Raw genomic sequence first — 22,669 nt, 5'->3', positions numbered from 1 at the left:
AGAAAAGGTCTCCTAAAATATCTTTTAGGAGACCTTTTCTTCATTACACTTGCATCGCTTTCTCTCTCAATGCTCTTCTTAACAACTTACCCGTCGTATTCTTCGGTAATTCTATTAAAAACTCAATGCTTTTCGGCACTTTATATTTCGCTAAATGTAACGTGCAGTAATGCATTAGCTCTTCTTCTGTTACGTTTGCTTGCTTCAAAACGACGTACGCTCGCACAGCTTCTCCTAAGTTTTCATCAGGAACACCGATTACGACAACTTCCGCTACTGATTCGTGCGTATATAATACTTCTTCTACTTCACGAGGGTATACGTTATAACCGCCAACTAAGACGATATCTTTTTTACGATCCACGATATAGAAGTAACCTTCTTCATCCATTTTCGCCAAGTCACCTGTATATAGCCAGCCGTCTTTCAATGTCGCAGCTGTATCTTCTGGTGCATTATAGTATCCTTTCATAACGTTAGGTCCGCGAACGATTAATTCGCCGACTGCGCCGACAGGTACTTCTTCCCCAAGTTCATTTACAATTTTATTTTCTACATGCCAAATATTTGTGCCAATTGATCCTGGTTTACGAGGACGATCTAGCGGATTGAAACAAGTAACTGGTGATGCTTCTGATAAACCGTATCCTTCTGAAACAATAACGTTAAAACGTTTTTCAAAGTTTTGCAGAAGAGCAACAGGCATCGATGCACCACCGGAAATACAAAGGCGAAGCGTCTTCACATCTTCTGCACTTGCTTCTTCAAATAAATATAAATAATTGTACATCGTCGGTACGCCAGCAAAGATCGTTGGTTCGTACGTGCGACAAATACGGAATACTTCTTTCGGACTAAATTTCGGTAACATTAAAATCGTTGCCCCGTTCACAATCGGTGCATTTACCGCAACTGTTAAACAGAATACATGGAACATAGGCAGTGCCGCAACAACGCGGTCATCAGCCGTATATTGTAAATACGACGCCACATCGTTCGCATTACTATATAAATTTTTATGTGTTAACATAGCGCCTTTCGGTTTTCCAGTTGTGCCCGAAGTGTATAGAATAACCGCTACATCTTCTTCATCTAGTTCAGGACCTTCGTAAGTTGTATCTCCAGTCCCCACAAAACTAGTAAACGTTTTCATTTTTTCGGTTTCTGTATGGTTAAAATCTGATGAGGTTTCACATATGATGATGTTTTCTAATGAAGGAAGTCTTGTTGTAAGAGATTGTATAACAGGTAGAAGGACGTCGAGTACGATGATTGTTTTTACATCTCCATTTTGTAAAATATAATGCATTTCGTCTGCTGTATAAATTGGATTAACTGGAATAACAGTTGCTCCGGCTTTCATTGTTCCGTATAAACCGACCAAAAAATGTGGTGAGTTCCCAACAACTAATGCGACATTGTCCCCTTTTCCAATGCCCATTTCTGCTAAATTGCTAGAAAACCTTGTGACCATTTTGTTTAATTGGTCATATGAGACCGACTGATCCATAAATATATAAGCCGGTTTTTCCCCCTTCTTTTTTGCCGTTTCAGCCAAAGATTGAACGAGATTCACAAAAACCCCACCTTTATAAAATTTAGAATATTTAAAAATTCTAAATTAATTATATTAAAAGAAAATTAAAGTGGCAAGTGATATTCTATTAACTGCATATAGACAGATCACCTTCTCTTAGTTTACTTTGGAAAAATAAGGGGATTTTATTTACAAGTAATTTATAACACTAGACCAAAAATCATTTTAGGATAATATGCACTCATCTTTTTTCTGAGATTTTCAAGTTCCTCTTTATTTAAGCTCGTATACTCCCCATACAAATTCAAAACGTCCGCTCCATTTTCATGAAAATACACGGTAACATATAATGCCGGTAACCCTTTGTTGTCTTCATCTATTGATAAGACGACATCTGGTGTTTTATTAACAGTGCTGAATGTTTCATTTCTTTTCCACTTCTTATTTTGAAACATGTCTTGTATATCATGTATCTTTCGTTTGTTATCTGTATGCGTAAAATATATAACATTATCCTCCGCTGGTTTTCCGATAGACAAAATTGTACGACTTGAGGGCAATCCACTGCTACACGCTGTCATTCCGACGACGAAGCTGAGTAATAATACAACGTACATTACCCTTTTCATTTCGATTCTCCTCCTTTTGAATATATATATTCCTTTATAAGAGGCAAATGTCCTGTGATTTTATGTTTTGTGGTAAATGAAATTATATGAGCAATTTTTCAGTTATATCAGTGCAGCTCGATTTATATCGGCGATTTTTCAAATATATCAGCGCAGCTCGATTTATATCGGCGATTTTTCAAATATATCAGCGCAACTCCATTTATATCAGCGATTTTCCAGTTATATCGACTTACCGACAAAATCTGACAATCTACACAAAAAGAAAGAGGCTACCCATTATGGCAGCCTCCCTCATTTTTAGAAGAATAAATGTAAGAAATCTTCTGTTGTAATGTTACCGAAGTAGCGTGCGATATCTACGCCTTCTAAAGCTACAGTGAATGCATCTTTATCGAATTGAACGCCTGTTAGACGCTCTTCGATATCATGCACATCTAGTGAACCGAAGAAGTCACCGTAAATTTTGCATTCTGTTACTGTTCCTTTTTTCACCTCAAGACGAACGTCAACTTGTCCAACTGGGAAGCGGTGTGAATGTTGTAAGTTGAACTTCGGTGATTTTCCGTAGTTCCAATCCCAATTTTGGTAGCGTTCTTCAGAAAGTTTGTGGATCTCTTTCCAATCCTCTTCTGTTAATTCATACGTTGGGATTTCTGTTTCTCCTTCGAAAATTGTTTCTAGAAGAAGTTGTCTAAACTCTTCTGTCGTCATTTCTTCGTTTAGGAACTCTGTAATGTTCGCAACGCGGCTACGGATTGATTTAATACCTTTTGATTGAATCTTATCCATTTTTACTTTTAATGCTGATACGACGTGATCGATTTCAGAGTCAAATAGTAACGTACCGTGACTGAACATACGACCTTTCGTTGAGAACTGCGCGTTACCTGAAATTTTTCTACCTTCAGCTAAAATGTCGTTACGACCACTTAGTTCTGCATTTACACCTAATTTACTAAGCGCTTTCGTTACAGGCTCTGTGAATTTTTTGAAGTTGCTGAAACTGTCTCCATCATCTTTCGTAATAAAACTGAAGTTTAAGTTTCCTAAATCATGATATACTGCGCCTCCACCTGATAGACGACGAACGACATGAATACCTTTTTCTTTTACGTAATCTGCATTAATTTCTTCTACTGTGTTTTGGTTTTTACCAATGATTATCGAAGGCTCATTAATGTAAAACAGTAAATATGTTTCGTTAATATCTAAATTCTTCACACAATATTCTTCAATTGCTAAGTTTATTCTAGGGTCTGTAATTCCTTTATTATCAATAAATAACATCGTATCACCTCATGAGTTCCATACGTAGCCACTATGCGCTAGCGTAATATGGCCACTGAAAATTTGTTTTGCTTCTGTTACTAAATCAGCTGGGTTGCCTGTATGCGGTAAGTGCGTTAATAAAAGTTCTTTTACATTTGCATCTTTCGCAATACTTGCTACTTCTGTACTATTCATATGCCCTGCTTTTGCAGCCTCTTGATGTGCATACATATTACACTCACAAATGAAAAGATCAGCATCTTTCGTGAATGGAATGAATTCAGGAATATAACTTGAATCAGCGCTGTATACTACAGCATCATCTCCAGCTGTAATACGCATCGCAAAGCATGTAACAGGATGAACAGTTTTTAAGAATGAAATCGAGAACGGTCCAACTTGAAGTGTTTCTTCTGGATTGTACGCGATTCCTTTCGTATGTGGTTCATGCGTTAAAGAATGGAATCCATTCTCGTCAAAGGTATGGCCGTATATTGGTAATTCCGGTAGTTGCCCCTTCGCCCCGCTCATAATTAATCTCGCATATTGCAATACCCCGATATCCGCAACATGATCATGATGATAGTGTGACAGTACAACTGCATCTATATGAGATGGTGTTATATATTTTTGAAGCTGTGCTAGTACACCACTACCACAGTCTACAAGTAAACGAAAACCATCGTGTTCAAACAAATACCCCGACGTTGCTTCTCCCGCTTCTGGAAAGCCGCCCCAAAAGCCGACAACAGTCATTTTCATATGTATCCATCCTTTCTAAAACCGAGTAGAAATGCATGTTTTACTTACATCCTACATTGTTAACTATAATCCATTTCCTAAACTTTTTCATTAATTTTCAATTTTGTTATAAAACAGTTGTTGACTTTTATTTTTTGTACTAATACAATGATAGTAAGAAATGGAAATGGAGGGATTGACATGATCGATCAACCAATGGAGTTTTTCAGAAATTTACCGACGAAAACTTGCGCACACTGCGGGAAAGAAATTGATGAGCAGCACGAAGCATACCATAACAAATGTGACGATTGCGTTCACGAAGAATAGTAGTTTGTGAACATAAAAAAACCTAGCAGACATAGTCTACTAGGCTAATAACATCTTATCCTTCATCGTTGAACCTTTCACCAAGAGCTCCAGTTCAAACTCATACAATTCTTTTTTTCGATAATTTTTCGTATGGATTTTATCCATCATTAGGTCGACAACTTTTCGGGCCATTTCATCAATTGGCTGTTCAATTGTCGTAATACCTGGTTCTGTAATCTGCGATAATATTTGATTATCAAAACCGATAACAGCAAGATCATCTGGAATGCTCCAGTTATGGCGTTTCGCCTCTGAGATAATTCCAGCTGCTACCTCATCGCCTCCTGCCAAAATCGCGGTAGGATTTTTTTTGTCCTTTAATACTTCATGGAATATTCGTTTTCCATCTTCCCAAGAGAAAGCGTTTTCAAGAAAGTCAATCGCTTCTACTTGGCGGCTCTTCTCAGTTATTGCACGTAAAAAGCCCATTTTTCGCTGCTGGCTAACGACTTTGGTTTCGTTACCACGGCAAAAAATAAGATTACGATATCCTTGATCTAACACATGCTTCGCAGCTATGTATGCTCCTTGCGCATGATCAAACTTCACTGTTGGAATATTTGCTTCCTCAATATATTCATTACACAACACGATTGGACCGTGCTGTAAGTATGGCTCTACATCTTCCCACGGATTTTCTAGTGAACATAGAATAATCCCATCTACTTGTTTCGTAGATAATAATTGTAAATACTCCATCTCTTTTTCCGGTAAATATCTTGTTTGACAAATAATCAGTTTATATTTATGTTCAGAAGCAGCAATCTCGATTGCTTCAATAAATCTACTGAAGAAAGGATTTGTAATCCTTGGAACTAGCACCGCAATTGTTTCCGTTTTTTGTTTACGAAGCCTTCTCGCCGCAGAATTAGGAACGAAGCCTAAATGCTTCATTGCTAATTGAACCCTTTTTTTCTTCTCATCTGAAACATATGGATGATTATTAATCACCCTAGAAACCGTTGTCCTTGATAACCCCGCTAATTTCGCCACGTCCTCTATAGTCGACACGAAATTCTCCCCCTTTGCATGAAAACGTTTTCTTAAATTGATTATATAGTATATTATTGGAAACTGCAATATCGGTTGTTATGATTTTACTATATTAATATTATACATAGGAAAAAGTCTGTTAATGCAGGAGCAATATACTGCTTTTAGAAATTTACGTTAGGTACATTCCTTTTCTTAATACCATATATCCTTTATTCAATATAAAACCCCATCAATACGTCATCTCCATATGATCCATCTTCATACTTTATTTGCTTTCTTTGTCTGCCTTCCTCTACAAATCCCATACGTTTATACACCTTAATCGCCCTATCATTAATAGAAACTACGCCTAAGCAAATTTTCTCTAAACCTTTCTGCTCTTTAGCCCAACGAATAAGAAATTCAATTAACTTCGTACCAATGCCTTGATTACAGTACGCCTCTTTAATTCCCATTCCCATTGTACCTGCATGTCGTAAGCGGTCTAATTCATATCGATTGAAAAGTAAAAAGCCAACCACTTTTTTATCTACTTCATAAACTATGTAAAGATTGCCTTTCTCATTAATTTTCCGTATCTTTTCTCTTTCTGCATTCGTATCATTTTGTAATTTCTTTGGAGATACTATAAAAAATTTTGTAGTAGTTTCCGATAATATGATTTCTTTTCTAATATCCATAATTGCTTCTGCATCAGTCTCTTTTACTAACCGTATCATTGAATCACCTCGTACTTTTTCTTTTTAAAAATAATATTAAAACTATAAAACGTCCAATATGCAATATTGCATATTGAGAATCTTTTTACTCTTGATACAATATTCATACATCAAAATAAAAGGAATGTATGCAATGAATCCAATCTTAACAGCTGCAAAACAACTATTACATAAAGAAGAAAAGGTTTTATCTACTTTAAAATGTTCACTTACTGGCTATATGATTACGCATAAAGTCCCGTATCCTGGCATGTTACTTGCTACTAATCAAAGACTTCTCTTTTTTAGCCAATATAAAAACACATTCATTGCCGAATTTGATTATGAAAAAATTCTATCTATAGAAACGAAGAGAAGAATCTTTGACAAAAAAATAATATTTTACTATGAAGATGAATATATAACGCTTGGATACATTACAAGTTCGAATGTTGAAGCGTTCATAGACTTACTACAAAGAAACAGCAAGACTAGCACAGGCTTATAATCAGCGGGGATCCCCTCGCTGATTCATTATTTTAACTCCTCCCACTTCGTCCAAACTTCTCTCCCGTTTATACGGTACATATTATCCTCTCTATCCATAAACCCCTGTACAATAAATTCACGTCTAATTGTACAAAAATCATCATGATATTGTTTTATAAATGTATTAATTTCTTTTTCTGTATATTGATTTTCAGCATTTAACTTGCTAATTAAATGCTCTAACAATACTAGTTTTTTCTTCTTTTAACCTGGAATCGATTTTAAGCGATCCTCTTTATCGAAAAAGTTACGAATGGTCGTATTACGGAATTTCATTTCACTTCCAGTCATTTTTTATCCTCCATCACTTTTTTTCTTTATCTTTTCACTTAAAATATCAATAAAGTAATATCCACCCATTAACACATAGTAGAACGTAAGTATTCCAAATGCATCTTTCATACTTGTATATACTTCTTTATCAAACAATATAGGTGAAAGGGCATAAACAAGAAAGATTATTAGCGGATTTAGGATAAAATAATAAGTAAGATTGCCTTTCATCATATCAACTCCTCTACCCTATGTTTCTCTGTAAATTGTTGAAATTCCTTTTCTTTCGTTTTTATAGGTTTTAGAAAGATTTATAGATGAACTAAGGAAAAGATGCCCTCTATTAAAATAAAAAAGCACCAAAAAGGTGCTTTTTTTTACGCTTCAACCGATTGATTTTCAGCAACATTTTTAAATTTTCGTTTGTGCATCAAAGTTAAGGAAGCGATCGTTCCAAGTGATAATACAACGATAAAGATCATGAGCATTCCTATGTTTTGCCACATGAAATTAAAGTCTCCACTTGATACGACTGCTTTCAATCCTGATACAGAGTATGTCATCGGTAACCACGCATTGAATGGTTGTAAAAACTTCGGAATCAACTCTAATGGGAATGTTCCAGCACTTGTTGTAAGCTGAATAATTAATGTGATGATAGCAATGAAACGCCCTGCATCACCGAATGCTGTTACTAAACATTGAATTAACGCGATAAACGCTAAACTTGTAACGATGCTAAAGAGTATGAAATACGGAATACTTTGTACTTCTACACCTAATCCGAATAGTAATATAATATCTGCTACTATCGCTTGAATAATACCGACTGATAGTAAAACACCGAACTTACTAATAAACCAGCTAAACCCTGATTTTGGAACACCGACTGTATCACGTAATGGATATACGATTGATAATAATAATGCCCCAACAAATAAACCAAGTGATAAGAAATACGGCGTAAATCCAGTCCCGTAGTTTGGAACTTCCGCCATTTTCTCCGTTTTCACTTTTACAGGGCTTGCAAACATATCATACGTTTTCTCCGTTCCTTTTACTTCACCAGTTTTCTCTGCCCCTTCGCCAAGTTTCTCTGCAAGTTCACCTGAACCATCATTTACTTTCACTAGTCCATCAGTTACTTTTCCTGATCCGTCTGCTAGTTTATTTACGCCGTCGATTAGCTGGGTTGAGCCAGTTGATAATGCACCTAAGCCTGTTGTTACTTGACCGGAGCCATCTGCTAATTGATTTACTCCACCTGCCATTTGGTTTGCTCCTACAGATAATGTTCCTAAACCACCTGTTACTTGGCTTGAGCCATCTGCTAATTTCGTTACACCTACAGATAATGTCCCTAAACCGCCTGTTACTTGACCAGACCCATCTGCTAATTTGGATACTCCTACAGATAATGTTCCTAAACCGCCTGTTACTTGACCAGACCCATCTGCTAATTGATTTACTCCTGCAGATAATTGACCTAATCCTGCTGTCACTTTTCCAGAGCCACTTTGTAATTGCGTTACTCCATCAATTAATTGAACTGATCCATCTTTTAATTTATCGGCACCTATTTTTGCATTATCTAATCCCTCACCAAATCCATGAAACTTACTAACAAATTCATTTTGTGCGCTCGTTAGTTTCTCAATACCACCTGCTAGAGTTTTTATCCCTGCTGGATTTGGTAAGTTTTTTTGCAACCCATTTGTTGTTTGATGTATTTCACCTTTTAATTGTTTCACTTCTTCATTTAATTTATTTGTTCCACCTGCTACTCCGGCAGCTTTTTGCTGAACTGTCGCTGTACTTTTTACAGCACTTGTTACGAATGGCTGTAACTGCTCTTGATATTCTTTTGGTAAACTTTCAATTTGCTTTTGTAAATTCGCTACATCTTGCGCTGCAGTTTTAGCATCTCCTGCTGTTGATTGCGTAAGTTCATTTAACTGATTTACATTCTCCCCAGCTCCATCTATTTTTTCATTTACTGTATTCAATATAGAAGGAACTTTCGACTGCATTTCCTCTAAGCCTGCAGCAGACTTTTGTACGTTACTATTTAACTCTTGCAATCCCTTTTGGATCGCTTGAGAACCTTCCTCTAATTGGCTTTGCCCTTCAACAAGTTTTCCCATACCATTTGATAGGTCCGTTGTTCCTGTTTTTAATTCACCGGATTTACTTATTAATTTGTTCAAGCCACCGGTCACTTTCTCAGATCCATCACGCAACTCACCCGTTTTACTATTTAACGTATTTAAACCGTCTGTTACTTTGCCCGATCCGTCTACTAATTTCCCAATACCTGCATTGCTATTTAGTGCATGTAAACCGTCTGTTACTTTTCCGGAGCCATCTACTAATTTTCCGATACCTGTATTACTATTTAGTGCATGTAAACCATCTGTTACTTTTCCTGATCCATCCACTAATTTCCCGATACCTATTTGCATTTCACCGTTTTTGCTATTTAACGTATTTAAACCTGCTGTCACTTTCCCTGATCCATCAAATAGTTTTCCAACCCCATCCTTCATCTCCCCAGACTTCCCTTGCAGTGTATGAAGGCCATCTGTCACTTTACTTGAACCATCATGCAGCTCACTTGATCCGTCGTGTAGTTTATTTGCACCTTCCGCTCCATCTGCTAATCCTTTTGAGACGTCTTGAATGGAATCAAACATTTTCTCTGCATATGTTTTCGTTAACGTACTTGATACTTCACCTTTAATTTTTTCAATGGCTGTTCCGCCAATTTGTGAAGATAGGAAGTTTAAACTTTCGTTTGGAATGTATTCTAAGTTTAATGGTTTTGGATCATCTTTTAATAATGTTGTAGCGTTACTTGAGAAGTCATCTGGAATGCGCACTAACATGTAATACTTTCTACCTTCCATTCCTTTTTTCGCTTCTTTTTCACTTACAAATTCCCATTTGAAACTTGTATTATCTTTTAAGTTATCAACGAGCCCTTTTCCGACCTCAATTGGTTTCCCATCAAATACTGCACCTTTATCTAAATTGACTACCGCAACTGGTAAATCATCTAACTGTTTATATGGATCCCAAAAAGCCCATAAAAACATACCTGCATATAAAATTGGTACGAATAAAACCGCGATAATTGGAATTAATATTTTTTTACTTTTTATAATTTCAGTAAACTCTTTCCGAAGTAACTGATTCCATTTCATCTTTACTCCCCCTCTTTCAAATGACTAAAATGTTCATTTAGTCATTTTCACCCAAATAAAAAGGCTATATTTATTCATACATATGCCTTATCCCCGAATTTATACTATGCAACTTTTACTCAATATGAAATTATTTTCCCTCCTTAAATTAAATATATGACCGTTTTGTTCATTTAGTCATATTTTATAATATTAAAAGGATTATCTTAATTTGACAATCCTTTTAATAAATAAAGTTCAAATAATTCTGCAATTTTTTCTTTTTCTAGCGGTTTGTGATTTTTTTCCCAATCAAAAATAAGCGATACATATAGACGAAGCATAATAAATGCTGTAATTTCCGGATCACATTTGCTAATTTCACCTTTTTCAATCGCAATCTTTAAATACGATTGAATAACAGAAACGATTTCCACATCAACTTGTTGCATAACTTCTTGTACTTCTTTCGTTCCCATATCGCGCTCTTCTTGAATTAATTTAATCATGAGCTGATGTTCTTTTCTAAATTCCAAGATGCTATATAATGCTCTATGTACATTTTCAAAAAATGAAACATCTGAACGAATTGCATTTTCTGCAACTTGCTTCATTTCTGTAATTAAATTAGAAATAATTTCACCAAATAGCTCTTCTTTATTTTTGAAAAAAGTATAAATCGTTCCTTTTCCTACATTCGCTAACTTCGCTACTTGATCCATCGTTGTTGCTTTATAACCGAACGCTGAAAAAGACTTTGTTGCAGCCTCAATAATAGAACGTTTTCGATCTATTGCCACATCATCACCTCCAAAAATGACCAATTGGATAATATAGTCAATCGGTACATCTTTGATATTACCACACGCTTACATTCTATACAAGTTCTCTTTTTATTATTTCCAGTATAAAAAAATTTCAGTCATTGTATATCATACTTTCCATAGTTTATCAGAAGAAAAGAGAAAAGGAAAAGATGTTCTAGAGATATACATCTTAAGAACACCTTTTTACTATTTCAACATAGAAAGCATAATTTTCTCTAATTCTTCTTTATTTACATTTTTATCGAATACTGCTTCTCCTGGGTTCTCTAAACTATGATTAATAATAACAATTTGATATGCACTATCTTTCCCTTTTGCAGGAACAATCATCTTCATACCTTGTAAATTCCTATCTGAGTTATGAGTCGCATAGAATATTTGATTACCTTCTAATTCGTACTGTTCAATATTTTCTTCTACAACAAATAAAGCATGGAACGGATCTTTACTTTCTCCAAATACTTGTGATTGATAAGTTGTATAGTTTCCTTTTCCGTTTGTATACTCTAATTCAATAATTAACTCAGGTCTTCTCTTAATAAAACAACTTACCTTTTCCTCCTTTAGATCGTAGCCTTCAATTGTGTAAGTTGGCTTCTTAATTTGAAAATCTACATGTTCCTGCGCTTCCTTTACCGTGTAATTTAAAGATTCTTCCACTTTGTCATTAAACGGTTTTGATTGATCATAAAGTGCATATAATTTTTCACGATCAGCTTCTGTTAAACGTTCTTCCCTAAAAAATATTGACTCGTAGTCAGAATCTCTCGGAGCACCTTTTTTCTGTATATTAATAATTTCTTTATACAATTTTATGTACTGTTGAAACTCATCTTTTGTTAAAGCCTTTTCAGCTAAATATAAATAATCTGTCTTATTTTCATACACTCTTGCTGAATACCTATATTCTTTTTTCGCATTTTCTTCTGTACCAAACAGCATATCTACAGCATTTTGGAAAGCATCCTTTGACTGCTCCACTTTATCCTCTTGCTTTTCTTTCCCTTCCGTTGCACGTGCATTGAATAAAAAAAGGGATGCAATAGCAACTATAGCAATCACTCCAAGTAAAGAAAGACGATACGATTTCTTTTGGAATTTTTTAATCATAACGATTCTCCTTTTTAGTGTTCGTTTATTTCTACTTAAATTTGCTAGGCTTGGTACTTGATAGGAATAGTGTTCTAAAAGGGTAATAATTGTATGTCCGTATGCAATTTGCTCCTCTTTATCTATGAAAGTAAGCGCATATGCATCACATGCCAATTCTTGATCTTCTCGCATACAAAAATAGGCGTACCAAAGAATCGGATTGAACCAATTTAATAGGATTAAACTGTACATAATCCAATTTACAGCTACATCTTTTCTCTTAATATGAGCTAACTCATGGTAAAAGACATATTGTAATTGTTGCTCATTTAATACTTTCATATGTTTTTTTGATAGTAATACTTTCGGACGAAAGAAACTAAACACAGTTGGGCTCGCAATCTTTCCTGCTAGACGTAATGAAACTGCCTTCTTCATTTTCATAGACTGCTTACAGCGATCAAACACTGTAATGACCTGTTCATCCGTAATATCCGGTTGTTTCTTTATGTACGAATATAACCGTCTATTTGTAAGAAACGTGATGGTTGCTAATATGATTACCCCAGCTAGCCAAACATACAAAGCAAGTTTGTATAAAGAAAATGTAGTCTGTTTTTCCAAACTGACTTCTACTTCCGGTTCGCTAGTTTTTGTCACCATTTTAGGATTTGATTCCAATTCCACTTTACGGTCGCTTTCTATGTTCACTATATTCTCAGTAGCCGGCATATTTTTTGGAATCACTTCCGATACACTAGAACGATAGGAAAGTAATGAGTAAATGCTATAAGAGCTATCTGGCGACCACGGTAAAAGGAGTCTTATCATTAATACGATCCACAGCATATATTGCCACCGGGGGGTTAATTTATTTCTAAATAGAACTTTTATACATAAAATAAATCCAACTAATATGCTAGCCATAAGTGACGTTTCTATAAGCCAATCAAAAAAATGAGGAAGGTATACATTTATAAGCGTGTTTATCATTTTTATCGACCCTTCCTCTTATTCTCCTCTGTCTTCTCATCTAAAATGCGTTTTAATTCATTAATATCTTCTGAAGATAATTTCTCCTCTTTTAAGAAATTAACAAGTAATGGTTTAAACGCTGCACCGCAAAAACGCTTTAGTAAAGATTTCGTTTCCACTTGCAAATAATTATCTTGTGATACTAACGGATAATAAGCATACATTCGCCCTTTATCTTGATGGTAAGAAACGGCTTCCTTTTGTACTAATCGATTAATTAATGTGCGGATTGTTTTTGGTTTCCATTCCATTGTATCTTCCAGTTCTTCTATAATTTCATTCGCTGTTTGTGGAGAATTCGACCAAAGTACTTTCATAATTTCTAATTCTGCTTCAGATATTTTAGGTAATTGATTTGTCATCGTATGTTTCACTCCTAAGTATTACATTCGTAATCTACAATTAAGATTACAAATGTAATACTTAATTGTCAACCATATTTTAGAAAAAATTAATTCCAGCTAACCTTACTTCACAACAACAAAATTCCTCTTTTTTAAATAATCAAATAAAAAAACAAGAAAATCTTTACAATTAATAGTAATATAGAAAATAGAAAAGTTTATCAAAACAGTGGAGGCTTTTTCATTCATGATGCGTGCACTTCGTTTAAATATAAAGCAAGCTTTTTGTAGTCGTATTTCTTTCATTATGATGCTTAGTGGATTCGTTCTTATTTGCATTTATCACTATTATTATGTAATTCGTTATTTAGGAGACGCAGCAAATGGTCCTATATCAACAGATTTAAAATGGATTGGATTTCGCGACAATGAAATGGATGTTTATTTATTATTAATGCCAGTTATTGCGAGTTTCCCCTTTAGTACAAGTTACAATTCGGATAAGTCCGATGGTTTTAAACCGTTTGTGAGTAAGGGGATTTCTATATTTCCTTATTCCGTAGCGAAATATATCGTTACGTTTTTTTGCGGAGGATTTCTTTATACACTTCCATTCATCTTATCGTTATTATTTTGCAAATTAACCATTCCAGACGGAACACCTACGGTTGGGTCAGGCATCATAAATGCTGATGGAATGTTCGCAAACCTATATTTTGATGCGCCTCTCACTTACATTACTGTATATATCGGAATTAATTTTTTATTTGCAGGTTTAATGGCCCTTTTAGGACTTGCTGCATCTGTATGGTCACAAAAAGACTATATGGCAATTCTCTTTCCATTTGCAGCCGCCTCCATTCCGTACGTCCTGCTAAATACAATACTTCCTTCAATAGGCGGAGCACCTTTTCATTTATATGATCCGAAACAACCATTGCAAGGCATGTCACCATATATTTTAATGACGCAATGTGCTTTCTTCCTTTTCGTTAGCTTACTTATGTATATACAAGGAGTAAAGCGGGATAGAAAAAAATATAAAAGAAGACTGCAAAAAAGAGAGCGGTGTAGAAAAGCGTTTCAAGTATAATAAAACCCTAATTTCCTTACTATATTGGAAATTAGGGTTTATTTACTATTCACTTACGGTGTACCAGCCACCCCCCATAAAATAACGACCGCTACAAAATAAATCGCTTTAATACCTACAACTAAACATAATGAAACAATTGCATATTTACTTAATTCTCTTCTTGCACCTATTAAAGTGAAAATAACCGCCAAACTAAATGTTATATAAGAAGCTGCTGTATGTATTAAGTTATACGTAATATCTAGATTGCTTGTAAGTCCTGTTATATCAGCTACAAACTGAAGCATGATGATCGTACTAAAAAAAATTGCAAACTGATTCATTACCTTTCCATTTATTTGTAACTGCATTGTTGTCCCCCTTGTTAAAAACTAAATATTCAATCAATTTTATCATTAGATTACAAAAAAAGGAATCATCTCTTTATACTATTCTATAACGATGCAAAAAAAGAACGCTTAGTCACCTAAGCGTTCCCCACTTTAAGAAGCCTTCTTCAAATCAATTTGAGCAAGTACTGGGTCGTGGTCACTTACACGTCCGTGCTCTTTCATTATGTTTGAGTTTAAGTGCACTGGATCTACAATTGTGTGCGGTGCGATGTTGTTTGTTACTAAAATATGATCTAACACTTGCGCATTTCCTTCGTGAATGTACGTGTAACGATTCTCTTTCGGTACTGTGTTTAACATATCTTTTAAGATTGTTCCCTCTAGTGTTTTTAGTGGTTTAGAGAATTCGAAATCGTTCATATCACCTAACACGACAACTGGTGCATTCGTATTCTTTTTCTGAATTCCTTGTACGAAATGATTTACTTCTTGCGCTAACTGAATTCGTTTGTCTTCACTTTTTAATACGAGCGGCTGCACTTTTCCAAATGGCGTTGCATCTCCTATTTTTGAGTTTAAGTGATTTGCAACGACAACAATGTTTTGTCCTTGGAACGTAAATTCTGCCGCTAACGGTTTACGTGTACTTTCAAATAATGGATTTTCGTCTCCAATACGAACGACATTTTTATCAAGTAACTTCGGTACCGTCGCTAATTTCACGCGTGATGGATTATAGAAGAAACCGACGCGAATATTCGCTCCTGGTGCTCCTCCGTCTTGATTATTGTTTGGAGCGATTTCTACATACTCATACTTTGGCCCGCGAATTTCTAGAACTGCATCAATGATACGTTTTGCGCTTAATGACGCATCTGTTGTACCGTCATTAATTGATCCGTTATTATCTTGCATTTCCTCTACACCGATAATATCTGGCATTTTTAAATTGTATTTAATAGAATATGCTAACGCTTTTACCTTTTCATCTGTTGTTTCTTTTTTATTCGCCGAGAAGTTTTCAATGTTATATGTAGCAACTGTTAACTTATCAAGACGAGGCTGAATATTTGCGCCTACTTGCTTAAATCCACCATCCACTACAGATGGTAATTCCGTTATTGGCGAAATGCGGAACGAACCGTAATCATATCCGACTACCCCTGTTATATCTCCAGTGAAAGTATCTCCTACTTTTGCTACATAATCGCGAGGTACTTTTACAGAAAGGCGCTCTGGGTTTAATTGATTTTCATCTAATAGAGGTGTTCCATATTGTGTTACTATTTTATCTCCACCATTTTTTACTGTTACATATAAATTTCCGTTTTTCTGAGGTGTAATGATTTTTGGTGTTGGCATCGTAACACGCATGCCTTCTATACTTTCATAGAAGTCGATTGCATCTTCAGTTGGATCAAATAAACCAAATGCATCATTATCAATAATCTGGTCCGGGATTTTCACACCGTTTTCTCCAAATATGATCGGTGCTGGTAAAGGTTGATCTTTTGCGACTACAGCAACGCGACTCGCCTTAATTTCTGTCGTCGTTAAGTCTGTTTCAAATCGCTCTGCATATCCTGGTCCAACATATTCTTCTACTACTCCATCAACTTGAATAAGATCTCCTACTGCTACATTCGCATCTTTTTTATATACGTACATACCTTCTGAAGTAGCTGGATCATTATCTGGTTGATTATCTTCTATATAAAAGCCATTTTTATCAAGCGCTGTGACAACGCCTTCCACATTGTATACTTTCTTCCCGTTGTAAGGAGACATATGTGATTTTCCTTGAATGTCATGAATACGAACCTGTTCATTATTTACGATAATAAATGAAAATGTCGAAATTGCTGAAGGAGTAAGTCCTTCTTTTTCTGCGATTGCTTTCACTACACTATTTTCATTCACTATAATTTGTCCATTATAACGAACACTTTTATTAGTAGGATTAGAGCCATCTAACGTATAGTAGATTGTTGCGCCTTCTATATTCGTCGTTAATGTTACCGCTGTTCCTTTAGCAACTTCTCCACCATTCGGTGAAGCTACTACATCGCTAACACGGTTTTGTCCTTCACCTTGAAACTTATAAGCTGTTACTGATTTTAGACCTGGGTTACTAAAATATAATTCAAGGGTCCCAGTCAAACTAACTTTCTTCCCGATATTTTCAGGGTGATCTTTTACATTCACTGCCGTTCTCACATCACCTTTCGGTAACTGAACGGGCATGATTTTGTCTGGATTCGTTTCGTTTGGCGAATCTGCAATTGCTACGTTTGTATCATCAAACTTAGCTGGATCCTTCGTATATTTAGAAGAACTTTGCGTATATCCAACAATATATCCTTCTACTATCCCCTTCATTTTCCCTTGCTGCTTAAATACTTGAATTGCTTTTTCTACTGACATAGAAGCAGTTTCTTCTGCTTGCGCTAAAGTTCCAGTAAATGAAAGCAATAGCAAGAATGATAAAAAGACACTTAACAATTTCTTCACAGCCATTTTCCTCTCTCTATTTCATATTTTCTCAGCATTTCTATCATAACAAATGATTCGTTATATAGAACTATATTTCGACAAATTTTACAAAAGATTTATTTAATTTACAAGCTTTCAAACTATAATACAAAATAATAATTTTACACCTTCTACAAATACACTCTATAATGTTAGAGAGAGAAAACAGAAAATATCGACATTTAATTGGCATGTAAAATGGATTCATTTGAATAGGAGTGATTGGATGGAAGTGCAAACAGAAACATACCGCGCAGCTATGAATGGAACATTAGAACGTCATTTTTCAGATATGATTGCCGTTATACCAACTAGAATTACAATTGAGCAGTTAAAACAGCGACTAGAAACGATCGCTACTAAAGTTGATGATTTAAAAATTGTTTATAGTGATGAGACAAGCCTTATTGTTGAATTACATATGGGTGAAACAGTCATACCGTATGAACTGCATATTGATGAACCGAACGATCCAGAAGGATATAAAATGTACAATAGACAAGATACTACAATCGTAGATCGTAATTTTGAAGATGCAGCTTTCGGCACTGAAATTTTCACTCGTACGCTATTTGTAGGCGATGTACTGGACTGCTTTTTCCAGCAGTTACAGTTCTTATGGAATCTCGCCCCAGATTTGTTATTTGTAATCGATTCAAGTGCAGCAATGAAAGTGATATCTAGAAGCTATATTGAATATCACGTTGAAAATGAATTATTACCTGACATTCCTGACTTATACGTTATTCATTCCGTTTATGAAGACGATAAAGACGGTGAGCCTACGCAATATTGGTTTCATACACATGGTCTTTTAAGAGCAGGCGTAACTGAAATAGAGTTAATTATTCCAAATCGCATTTCTTCCTACTACGGCATTAGCGATCTCTTTCAAACATTTGCTAATAATGCCGTTGAGAATGGACAAGTCCCTATGAATGAGCCTATCGTTATCGCGCATAGTCAGCAAGGTTCTATACATACAGTCGCTGTTCCGTGGGAAAAAGGATTATCTTATATAGGGCATAAAACGAGTATGGACCAATTATCTTCAATCGAAGATGAGGAAGTGAGTCTACAACCAATAGATTCACAAAATGCATTCTTAGGCGGAATGGATGCCCGAGATGAATACCATCAATCTCCATCCGTTCTCTTATTCAAATTTAATACTTCAGAAGAATATATTGAAAGTTTTTTCAAAGAACACGAGGAAGCTACAGGGCTCATGTTCTATAAAACAAATAGTGAAACCGATCGTATGGCTTACAATGCGAAAAATACTTTTGGGTATTTCAGCAACATTTTTCACATTGAACAATCAAATGAAGATTTTCGTTTCCTTGCTAAGTTTGGTGTCTCCTACGAAGAAGGAAAAAGTGAACATATGTGGTTTGAAATGCAAAACATTACGGAAGATTTCATTCAAGGAATACTCATTAATGAACCATATTTCATAGAAGATATGAGTGAAGGAAATAGTTATCATTTAGATTTTGATAACTTAACAGAATGGGTTATTTATGCAGGAGATGCTGTTATAAAGCCAAATAACTTATATATGTTTATTGGCGAATAAGTATTTTATATAATAAACGAAACGCCTTCAATATGATTGAAGGCGTTTCGTTTATTGTGCGATTAATTCAGCATCTATTACTTTCTCCAAATGAGATAATACACGCTTTGCAGCTTCCTCACCTTGATTAATACAATCTGGAAGTCCAGCACCAGCATAGGAGCTACCTGCCAAGTATATACCAGGCAACTCTTTCTCCATAAATGTTGTGAGCTTTTTCATTCGCTCGTTATGGCCTACTGTATATTGAGGCATCGCTTCTTTCCAGCGGCTTACGATTGTAAACTCTGGATCCTCTGTAATATCCATCGTCTTTCTTAAATCTTCTAGTACGAGCTGAACGAGCTCTTCTTCAGTTTGTTCTACAACCGCTTCATCACCAGCACGTCCAACGTAACAGCGAAGGAGTGTTTTTCCTTCTGGCGTTGTATGTGGCCATTTTTTATGCGTCCACGTACATGCTGTAATGGTGTAATCGCTATTTCGTGATACGACAAATCCTGTACCATTAATATCGCGCTGGATTGCAGACTTTTGGAAAGCAAGTGCGACATTCGCAACGGATGTGGATGGAATATTACGAAAGAAACGAAACTGCTTGTATTGAGCAAACATGGACGGCAATACTTTATGCGAAGTTGCCACTACGATAGCGTCTGCTTCTATTTCTTTTCCGTTACTAAGAGTAATCGTATAACCATCACCCTGTTTTGCAACTTTTTCAATGCGAGTTCCCTTTATTATCGTACCTTCATGCATCTTTGCTTCAAGAGATTCAACGATAGATTCTAAACCTGTTTTCACTGTTTGGAAGATTCCTTTTTTCGGTTCAGCTTTCTCTTCTTTCGGAGCGAGCGTACGCATACCGAGTGAAATGCTGCGATGTTTCTGCTCAATCTGATACATTTGCGGGAATGTTGACATTAAGCTCATTTCATCAATATCCCCTGCATAAATACCCGATAGTAACGGTTCTATTAAGTTTTCAACCACTTCGTTTCCAAGACGATGTCTGAAGAATTGTCCGAGTGATTGGTCAGATACTGGCTTTGACCTTGGCATTAATAGATCAAAACCAGCTCTTAGTTTACCAATTGGGGAGAACAGCCCGGAAAATAAAAACGGCGTAATTTGCGTTGGAATTCCCATCATTGATCCATTCGGCATTTTATGTAATCGATTGTTTACGAGGATAAATGATTGACCGGCTTGATTATTTACAAGTTCATCGCCAAGGCCTAATTCTTTCACTAATCTAGCTGCACTTTCTTTTCGTGCTAAGAAAGAATCCGGTCCGCGCTCAATTGTAAATCCATCTTTTCGAACGGTTTGAATTTTTCCGCCAAGTTTACCCGATGCTTCTATAAGTAATGTATCAATCGGCAAGTTTTTTTCATGAATATTTTTTTGTAAGTTATACATTGCTGTTAATCCAGTAATACCTCCGCCGACGATCACAACTTTTTTCCTCAAGCAGGCTCCCCCTTTCTTCTTACAGTACAGATTCTTTTTTCTTTAATACAACATCTGTTAAACAATCAATAAATGCGTCCGATGCATTTGGCATTTCTGGACGATAATATTTCGCACCAATTTCATCCGTTACAACTTTACACTCAAAGTCGTTGTCATATAAAACTTCTAAATGTTCCGCAACAAATCCAACTGGTGCATATACGAATGAAGTATAACCGTGCTTTTCATTTAGTTCTCTCGTTAAATCTTGTACATCTGGACCAATCCAAGGATCTGGTGTGTTTCCTGCACTTTGCCAGCCTACTGCATAGTTTGCTACTTCAGCTCCGCGCGCGATATAATCCGCTGTTTCATTTAATTGATCTGGATATGGATCGCCCATTGCAATAATTTTCTCTGGTAAGCTATGTGCAGATACAATTAATACTGCTTTTTCACGCTCTGCATCTGACATACCGTTATATATACCTTTCACTGCATCAACCCAGTACTGGATGAATTTCGGCTCTTTATACCAGCTATCAATGCCATGAATTGTTAAGTTTCCAAGTTTCTCAGCTTCTTCTTGTGCTCGTCCAACGTATGATTTCACGCTAAACGTAGAATAATGAGGTGCAAGAACAAGTGCGATTGCATCTTGTATTCCGTCGTTATGCATATCTTTCACTGCATCTTCAATAAACGGTTCAATATGTTTTAAGCCAAGATACATATGGTACTCTACTTCATCTTGTACTTCATTTAAGCGCTTCTCTAACTTCTTAGCTTGCTCTAATGTAATAGTAGCTAAAGGAGAAATACCACCAATTGCACGGTAACGCTCTGTTAAATCTTCCAACATTTCAGGACTTGGCTTTCTTCCTCTGCGAATATGTGTATAGTAACGTTCAATATCTTCTTCTTTATATGGCGTTCCGTATGCCATTACAAGCAAACCAATTTTCTTTTTCATACAGCAATTCTCCTTTACTTCGCTAACTTCCCTTTAGAATATTCATGAATAAATGTAGTTAAACGTTTTAATGTATCTGGATTTACTTCTGGGAACACACCGTGACCTAAGTTAAAGATATAACCCGGCTGTTTCATCCCTTGATCTAAAATACCTTTTACATGTTCTTCAATAACAGACCATGGTGCAAGTAAGAATGAAGGGTCCATATTTCCTTGTACCGCCTTAAGAACGCCGCGTGCACGTGCTTCTTCAATCGGTAAGCGCCAGTCTAAGCCGACTACATCAAGCGGTAAGTCGTGCCACTCATTCACTAAGTGTGCAGCTCCTACGCCGTGCATAATCATCGGTACACCCATCTTACGAACTTCTGCAAAAATACGCTCCATTGCTGGTTTAATAAATACGCGATAATCTGCTACATTTACTGTTCCAACCCAAGAATCGAAAATTTGAACTGCTTTTGCTCCTGCGTTAATTTGCGCTTTTAAATATGTGATAACCATATCTGCTAGCTTATCCATTAAAGCAAACCAAGCTTTTGGCTCTGCATACATGAACGCTTTCGTATTATGGTAGTTACGAGATGGACCGCCTTCAATCATATAGCTCGCTAATGTAAATGGAGCTCCTGAAAAACCGATTAACGGTACGTCTAACATTTCTGTCGTTAATAAACGAATTGTATCTAGTATGTACGGTACATCATCTTCTGGATTGATTTCCCCTAGTTTTTCTACGTCTTGTAAAGAACGGATTGGGTTATCGATAACTGGGCCAATACCTGATTTAATTTCTACATCCACACCAATTGCAGGTAGTGGTGACATAATATCTTTATAAAGAATTGCTGCGTCTACGTTATATTGATCAACCGGCAATTTTGTAACGTAAGCACATAACTCTGGATTGTGTGTAATTTCAAATAAAGAATACTTTTCTTTTATCTTTCTATATTCCGGCTGCGAACGACCTGCCTGACGCATATACCATGCTGGTACATAATCAGTACGTTTCCCCCTACATGCTTTTAAAAATGTCTCATTTATAGTTCTTACCAAGACCCTTGCTCCCTTCCTTACCAATGCTTCGAATACGTTCGATATTTATCTTTTTTTACTATACAGCTTGTAAAAACAAAATGCATAATATTAT

General features: G+C 35.9%; 20 protein-coding genes and 1 pseudogene. 4 read left to right on the top strand and 17 right to left on the bottom strand.

Going from position 1 to position 22,669, the window contains the following annotated elements; genetic code table 11:
- Nucleotides 1-43: 43 nt before the first annotated feature.
- From CGQ22_RS22805 to CGQ22_RS22785, 4 genes are all read right to left on the bottom strand, one after another.
- Nucleotides 44-1,576, bottom strand: coding sequence for a fatty acid--CoA ligase family protein (locus CGQ22_RS22805; protein WP_001055200.1), 1,533 nt, complete (start codon nt 1,574-1,576; stop codon nt 44-46).
- 161 nt (nt 1,577-1,737) lie between these two features.
- The gene (locus CGQ22_RS22800) at nt 1,738-2,166 is read right to left on the bottom strand and encodes an electron transport complex subunit RsxD (protein ID WP_046945935.1); all 429 of its coding nucleotides are present in this window, start codon (nt 2,164-2,166) and stop codon (nt 1,738-1,740) included.
- Between the two features lie 300 nt (nt 2,167-2,466).
- Nucleotides 2,467-3,456, bottom strand: a complete 990-nt coding sequence (gene lplA / locus CGQ22_RS22790) for a lipoate--protein ligase (RefSeq protein ID WP_000897281.1) — start codon at nt 3,454-3,456, stop codon at nt 2,467-2,469.
- Nucleotides 3,457-3,465: 9 nt separating this feature from the next.
- Nucleotides 3,466-4,200, bottom strand: a complete 735-nt coding sequence (locus CGQ22_RS22785) for an MBL fold metallo-hydrolase (protein ID WP_000784679.1) — start codon at nt 4,198-4,200, stop codon at nt 3,466-3,468.
- Between the two features lie 180 nt (nt 4,201-4,380).
- On the opposite strand from CGQ22_RS22785, the gene yhfH reads away from it, so the two are divergent.
- A complete protein-coding gene (gene yhfH, locus CGQ22_RS22780; RefSeq protein ID WP_000567010.1) occupies nt 4,381-4,509 on the top strand; it encodes a protein YhfH in 129 nt (42 codons plus the stop codon).
- Nucleotides 4,510-4,548: 39 nt separating this feature from the next.
- On the opposite strand, the gene CGQ22_RS22775 is transcribed toward yhfH, so the two are convergent.
- Nucleotides 4,549-5,562, bottom strand: a complete 1,014-nt coding sequence (locus CGQ22_RS22775) for a LacI family DNA-binding transcriptional regulator (RefSeq protein ID WP_000103715.1) — start codon at nt 5,560-5,562, stop codon at nt 4,549-4,551.
- A gap of 194 nt (nt 5,563-5,756) precedes the next feature.
- Nucleotides 5,757-6,266 carry a GNAT family N-acetyltransferase gene (locus CGQ22_RS22770; protein WP_000620464.1) on the bottom strand — a complete coding sequence of 170 codons (510 nt, stop codon included), beginning with the start codon at nt 6,264-6,266 and terminating at the stop codon, nt 5,757-5,759.
- Nucleotides 6,267-6,399: 133 nt separating this feature from the next.
- Between CGQ22_RS22770 and CGQ22_RS22765 the strand changes: the two genes are divergently transcribed.
- Nucleotides 6,400-6,753 (top strand): PH domain-containing protein, encoded by a 354-nt coding sequence (locus CGQ22_RS22765; protein WP_001068226.1) that lies wholly within the window; start codon nt 6,400-6,402, stop codon nt 6,751-6,753.
- A 26-nt stretch (nt 6,754-6,779) separates the two neighbouring features.
- On the opposite strand, the pseudogene CGQ22_RS22760 reads toward CGQ22_RS22765, so the two are convergent.
- The 6 genes and pseudogenes from CGQ22_RS22760 to CGQ22_RS22735 all read right to left on the bottom strand — a co-directional run bounded on the left by CGQ22_RS22760 (nt 6,780) and on the right by CGQ22_RS22735 (nt 13,565).
- A pseudogene (locus tag CGQ22_RS22760) lies at nt 6,780-7,085 on the bottom strand (DUF2087 domain-containing protein).
- A 3-nt stretch (nt 7,086-7,088) separates the two neighbouring features.
- On the bottom strand, nt 7,089-7,301 hold the full coding sequence (locus CGQ22_RS22755) for a hypothetical protein (RefSeq protein WP_002163884.1): 213 nt from the start codon (nt 7,299-7,301) through the stop codon (nt 7,089-7,091).
- Between the two features lie 143 nt (nt 7,302-7,444).
- Nucleotides 7,445-10,270 carry a YhgE/Pip domain-containing protein gene (locus tag CGQ22_RS22750; protein WP_089149396.1) on the bottom strand — a complete coding sequence of 942 codons (2,826 nt, stop codon included), beginning with the start codon at nt 10,268-10,270 and terminating at the stop codon, nt 7,445-7,447.
- Nucleotides 10,271-10,476: 206 nt separating this feature from the next.
- Nucleotides 10,477-11,049, bottom strand: coding sequence for a TetR/AcrR family transcriptional regulator (locus CGQ22_RS22745; RefSeq protein ID WP_061883872.1), 573 nt, complete (start codon nt 11,047-11,049; stop codon nt 10,477-10,479).
- 213 nt (nt 11,050-11,262) lie between these two features.
- On the bottom strand, nt 11,263-13,161 hold the full coding sequence (locus CGQ22_RS22740; RefSeq protein ID WP_089149395.1) for a M56 family metallopeptidase: 1,899 nt from the start codon (nt 13,159-13,161) through the stop codon (nt 11,263-11,265).
- A gap of 2 nt (nt 13,162-13,163) precedes the next feature.
- Entirely contained in the window at nt 13,164-13,565 is a 402-nt protein-coding gene (locus tag CGQ22_RS22735; RefSeq protein ID WP_089149394.1) for a BlaI/MecI/CopY family transcriptional regulator, read from the bottom strand.
- Nucleotides 13,566-13,794: 229 nt separating this feature from the next.
- Between CGQ22_RS22735 and CGQ22_RS22730 the strand changes: the two genes are divergently transcribed.
- A complete protein-coding gene (locus CGQ22_RS22730) occupies nt 13,795-14,640 on the top strand; it encodes a hypothetical protein (RefSeq protein WP_000984166.1) in 846 nt (281 codons plus the stop codon).
- 53 nt (nt 14,641-14,693) lie between these two features.
- On the opposite strand, the gene CGQ22_RS22725 is transcribed toward CGQ22_RS22730, so the two are convergent.
- Together CGQ22_RS22725 and CGQ22_RS22720 are read right to left on the bottom strand one after the other, a co-directional pair.
- Nucleotides 14,694-14,993: a hypothetical protein gene (locus CGQ22_RS22725; protein WP_001176845.1), complete on the bottom strand. Its 300-nt coding sequence runs from the start codon at nt 14,991-14,993 to the stop codon at nt 14,694-14,696.
- 132 nt (nt 14,994-15,125) lie between these two features.
- Nucleotides 15,126-17,492: a DUF6359 domain-containing protein gene (locus CGQ22_RS22720; protein ID WP_089149393.1), complete on the bottom strand. Its 2,367-nt coding sequence runs from the start codon at nt 17,490-17,492 to the stop codon at nt 15,126-15,128.
- A 241-nt stretch (nt 17,493-17,733) separates the two neighbouring features.
- Here CGQ22_RS22720 and CGQ22_RS22715 point away from each other — a divergent pair, with 241 nt between their 5' ends.
- A complete protein-coding gene (locus tag CGQ22_RS22715; RefSeq protein WP_000453723.1) occupies nt 17,734-19,086 on the top strand; it encodes a DUF4026 domain-containing protein in 1,353 nt (450 codons plus the stop codon).
- A 51-nt stretch (nt 19,087-19,137) separates the two neighbouring features.
- Here the strand turns inward: CGQ22_RS22715 and hemY are convergent, their stop codons facing one another.
- The 3 genes from hemY to hemE are packed head-to-tail and all read right to left on the bottom strand — an operon-like array spanning nt 19,138 to nt 22,575.
- Complete coding sequence (gene hemY / locus CGQ22_RS22710) at nt 19,138-20,559, bottom strand: protoporphyrinogen oxidase (protein WP_001228098.1); 1,422 nt, start codon at nt 20,557-20,559, stop codon at nt 19,138-19,140.
- A gap of 19 nt (nt 20,560-20,578) precedes the next feature.
- Nucleotides 20,579-21,514, bottom strand: a complete 936-nt coding sequence (hemH, locus tag CGQ22_RS22705) for a ferrochelatase (RefSeq protein WP_000726775.1) — start codon at nt 21,512-21,514, stop codon at nt 20,579-20,581.
- Nucleotides 21,515-21,528: 14 nt separating this feature from the next.
- Nucleotides 21,529-22,575: a uroporphyrinogen decarboxylase gene (gene hemE / locus CGQ22_RS22700; RefSeq protein WP_089149392.1), complete on the bottom strand. Its 1,047-nt coding sequence runs from the start codon at nt 22,573-22,575 to the stop codon at nt 21,529-21,531.
- Nucleotides 22,576-22,669 lie beyond the last annotated feature (94 nt).

The organism is Bacillus sp. M13(2017), assembly GCF_002218325.1.
Lineage (GTDB): Bacteria > Bacillota > Bacilli > Bacillales > Bacillaceae_G > Bacillus_A > Bacillus_A thuringiensis_K.
The sequence above is the reverse complement of the archived record's forward strand: the minus strand, read 5'-3'. Positions and strand labels throughout refer to the sequence as shown.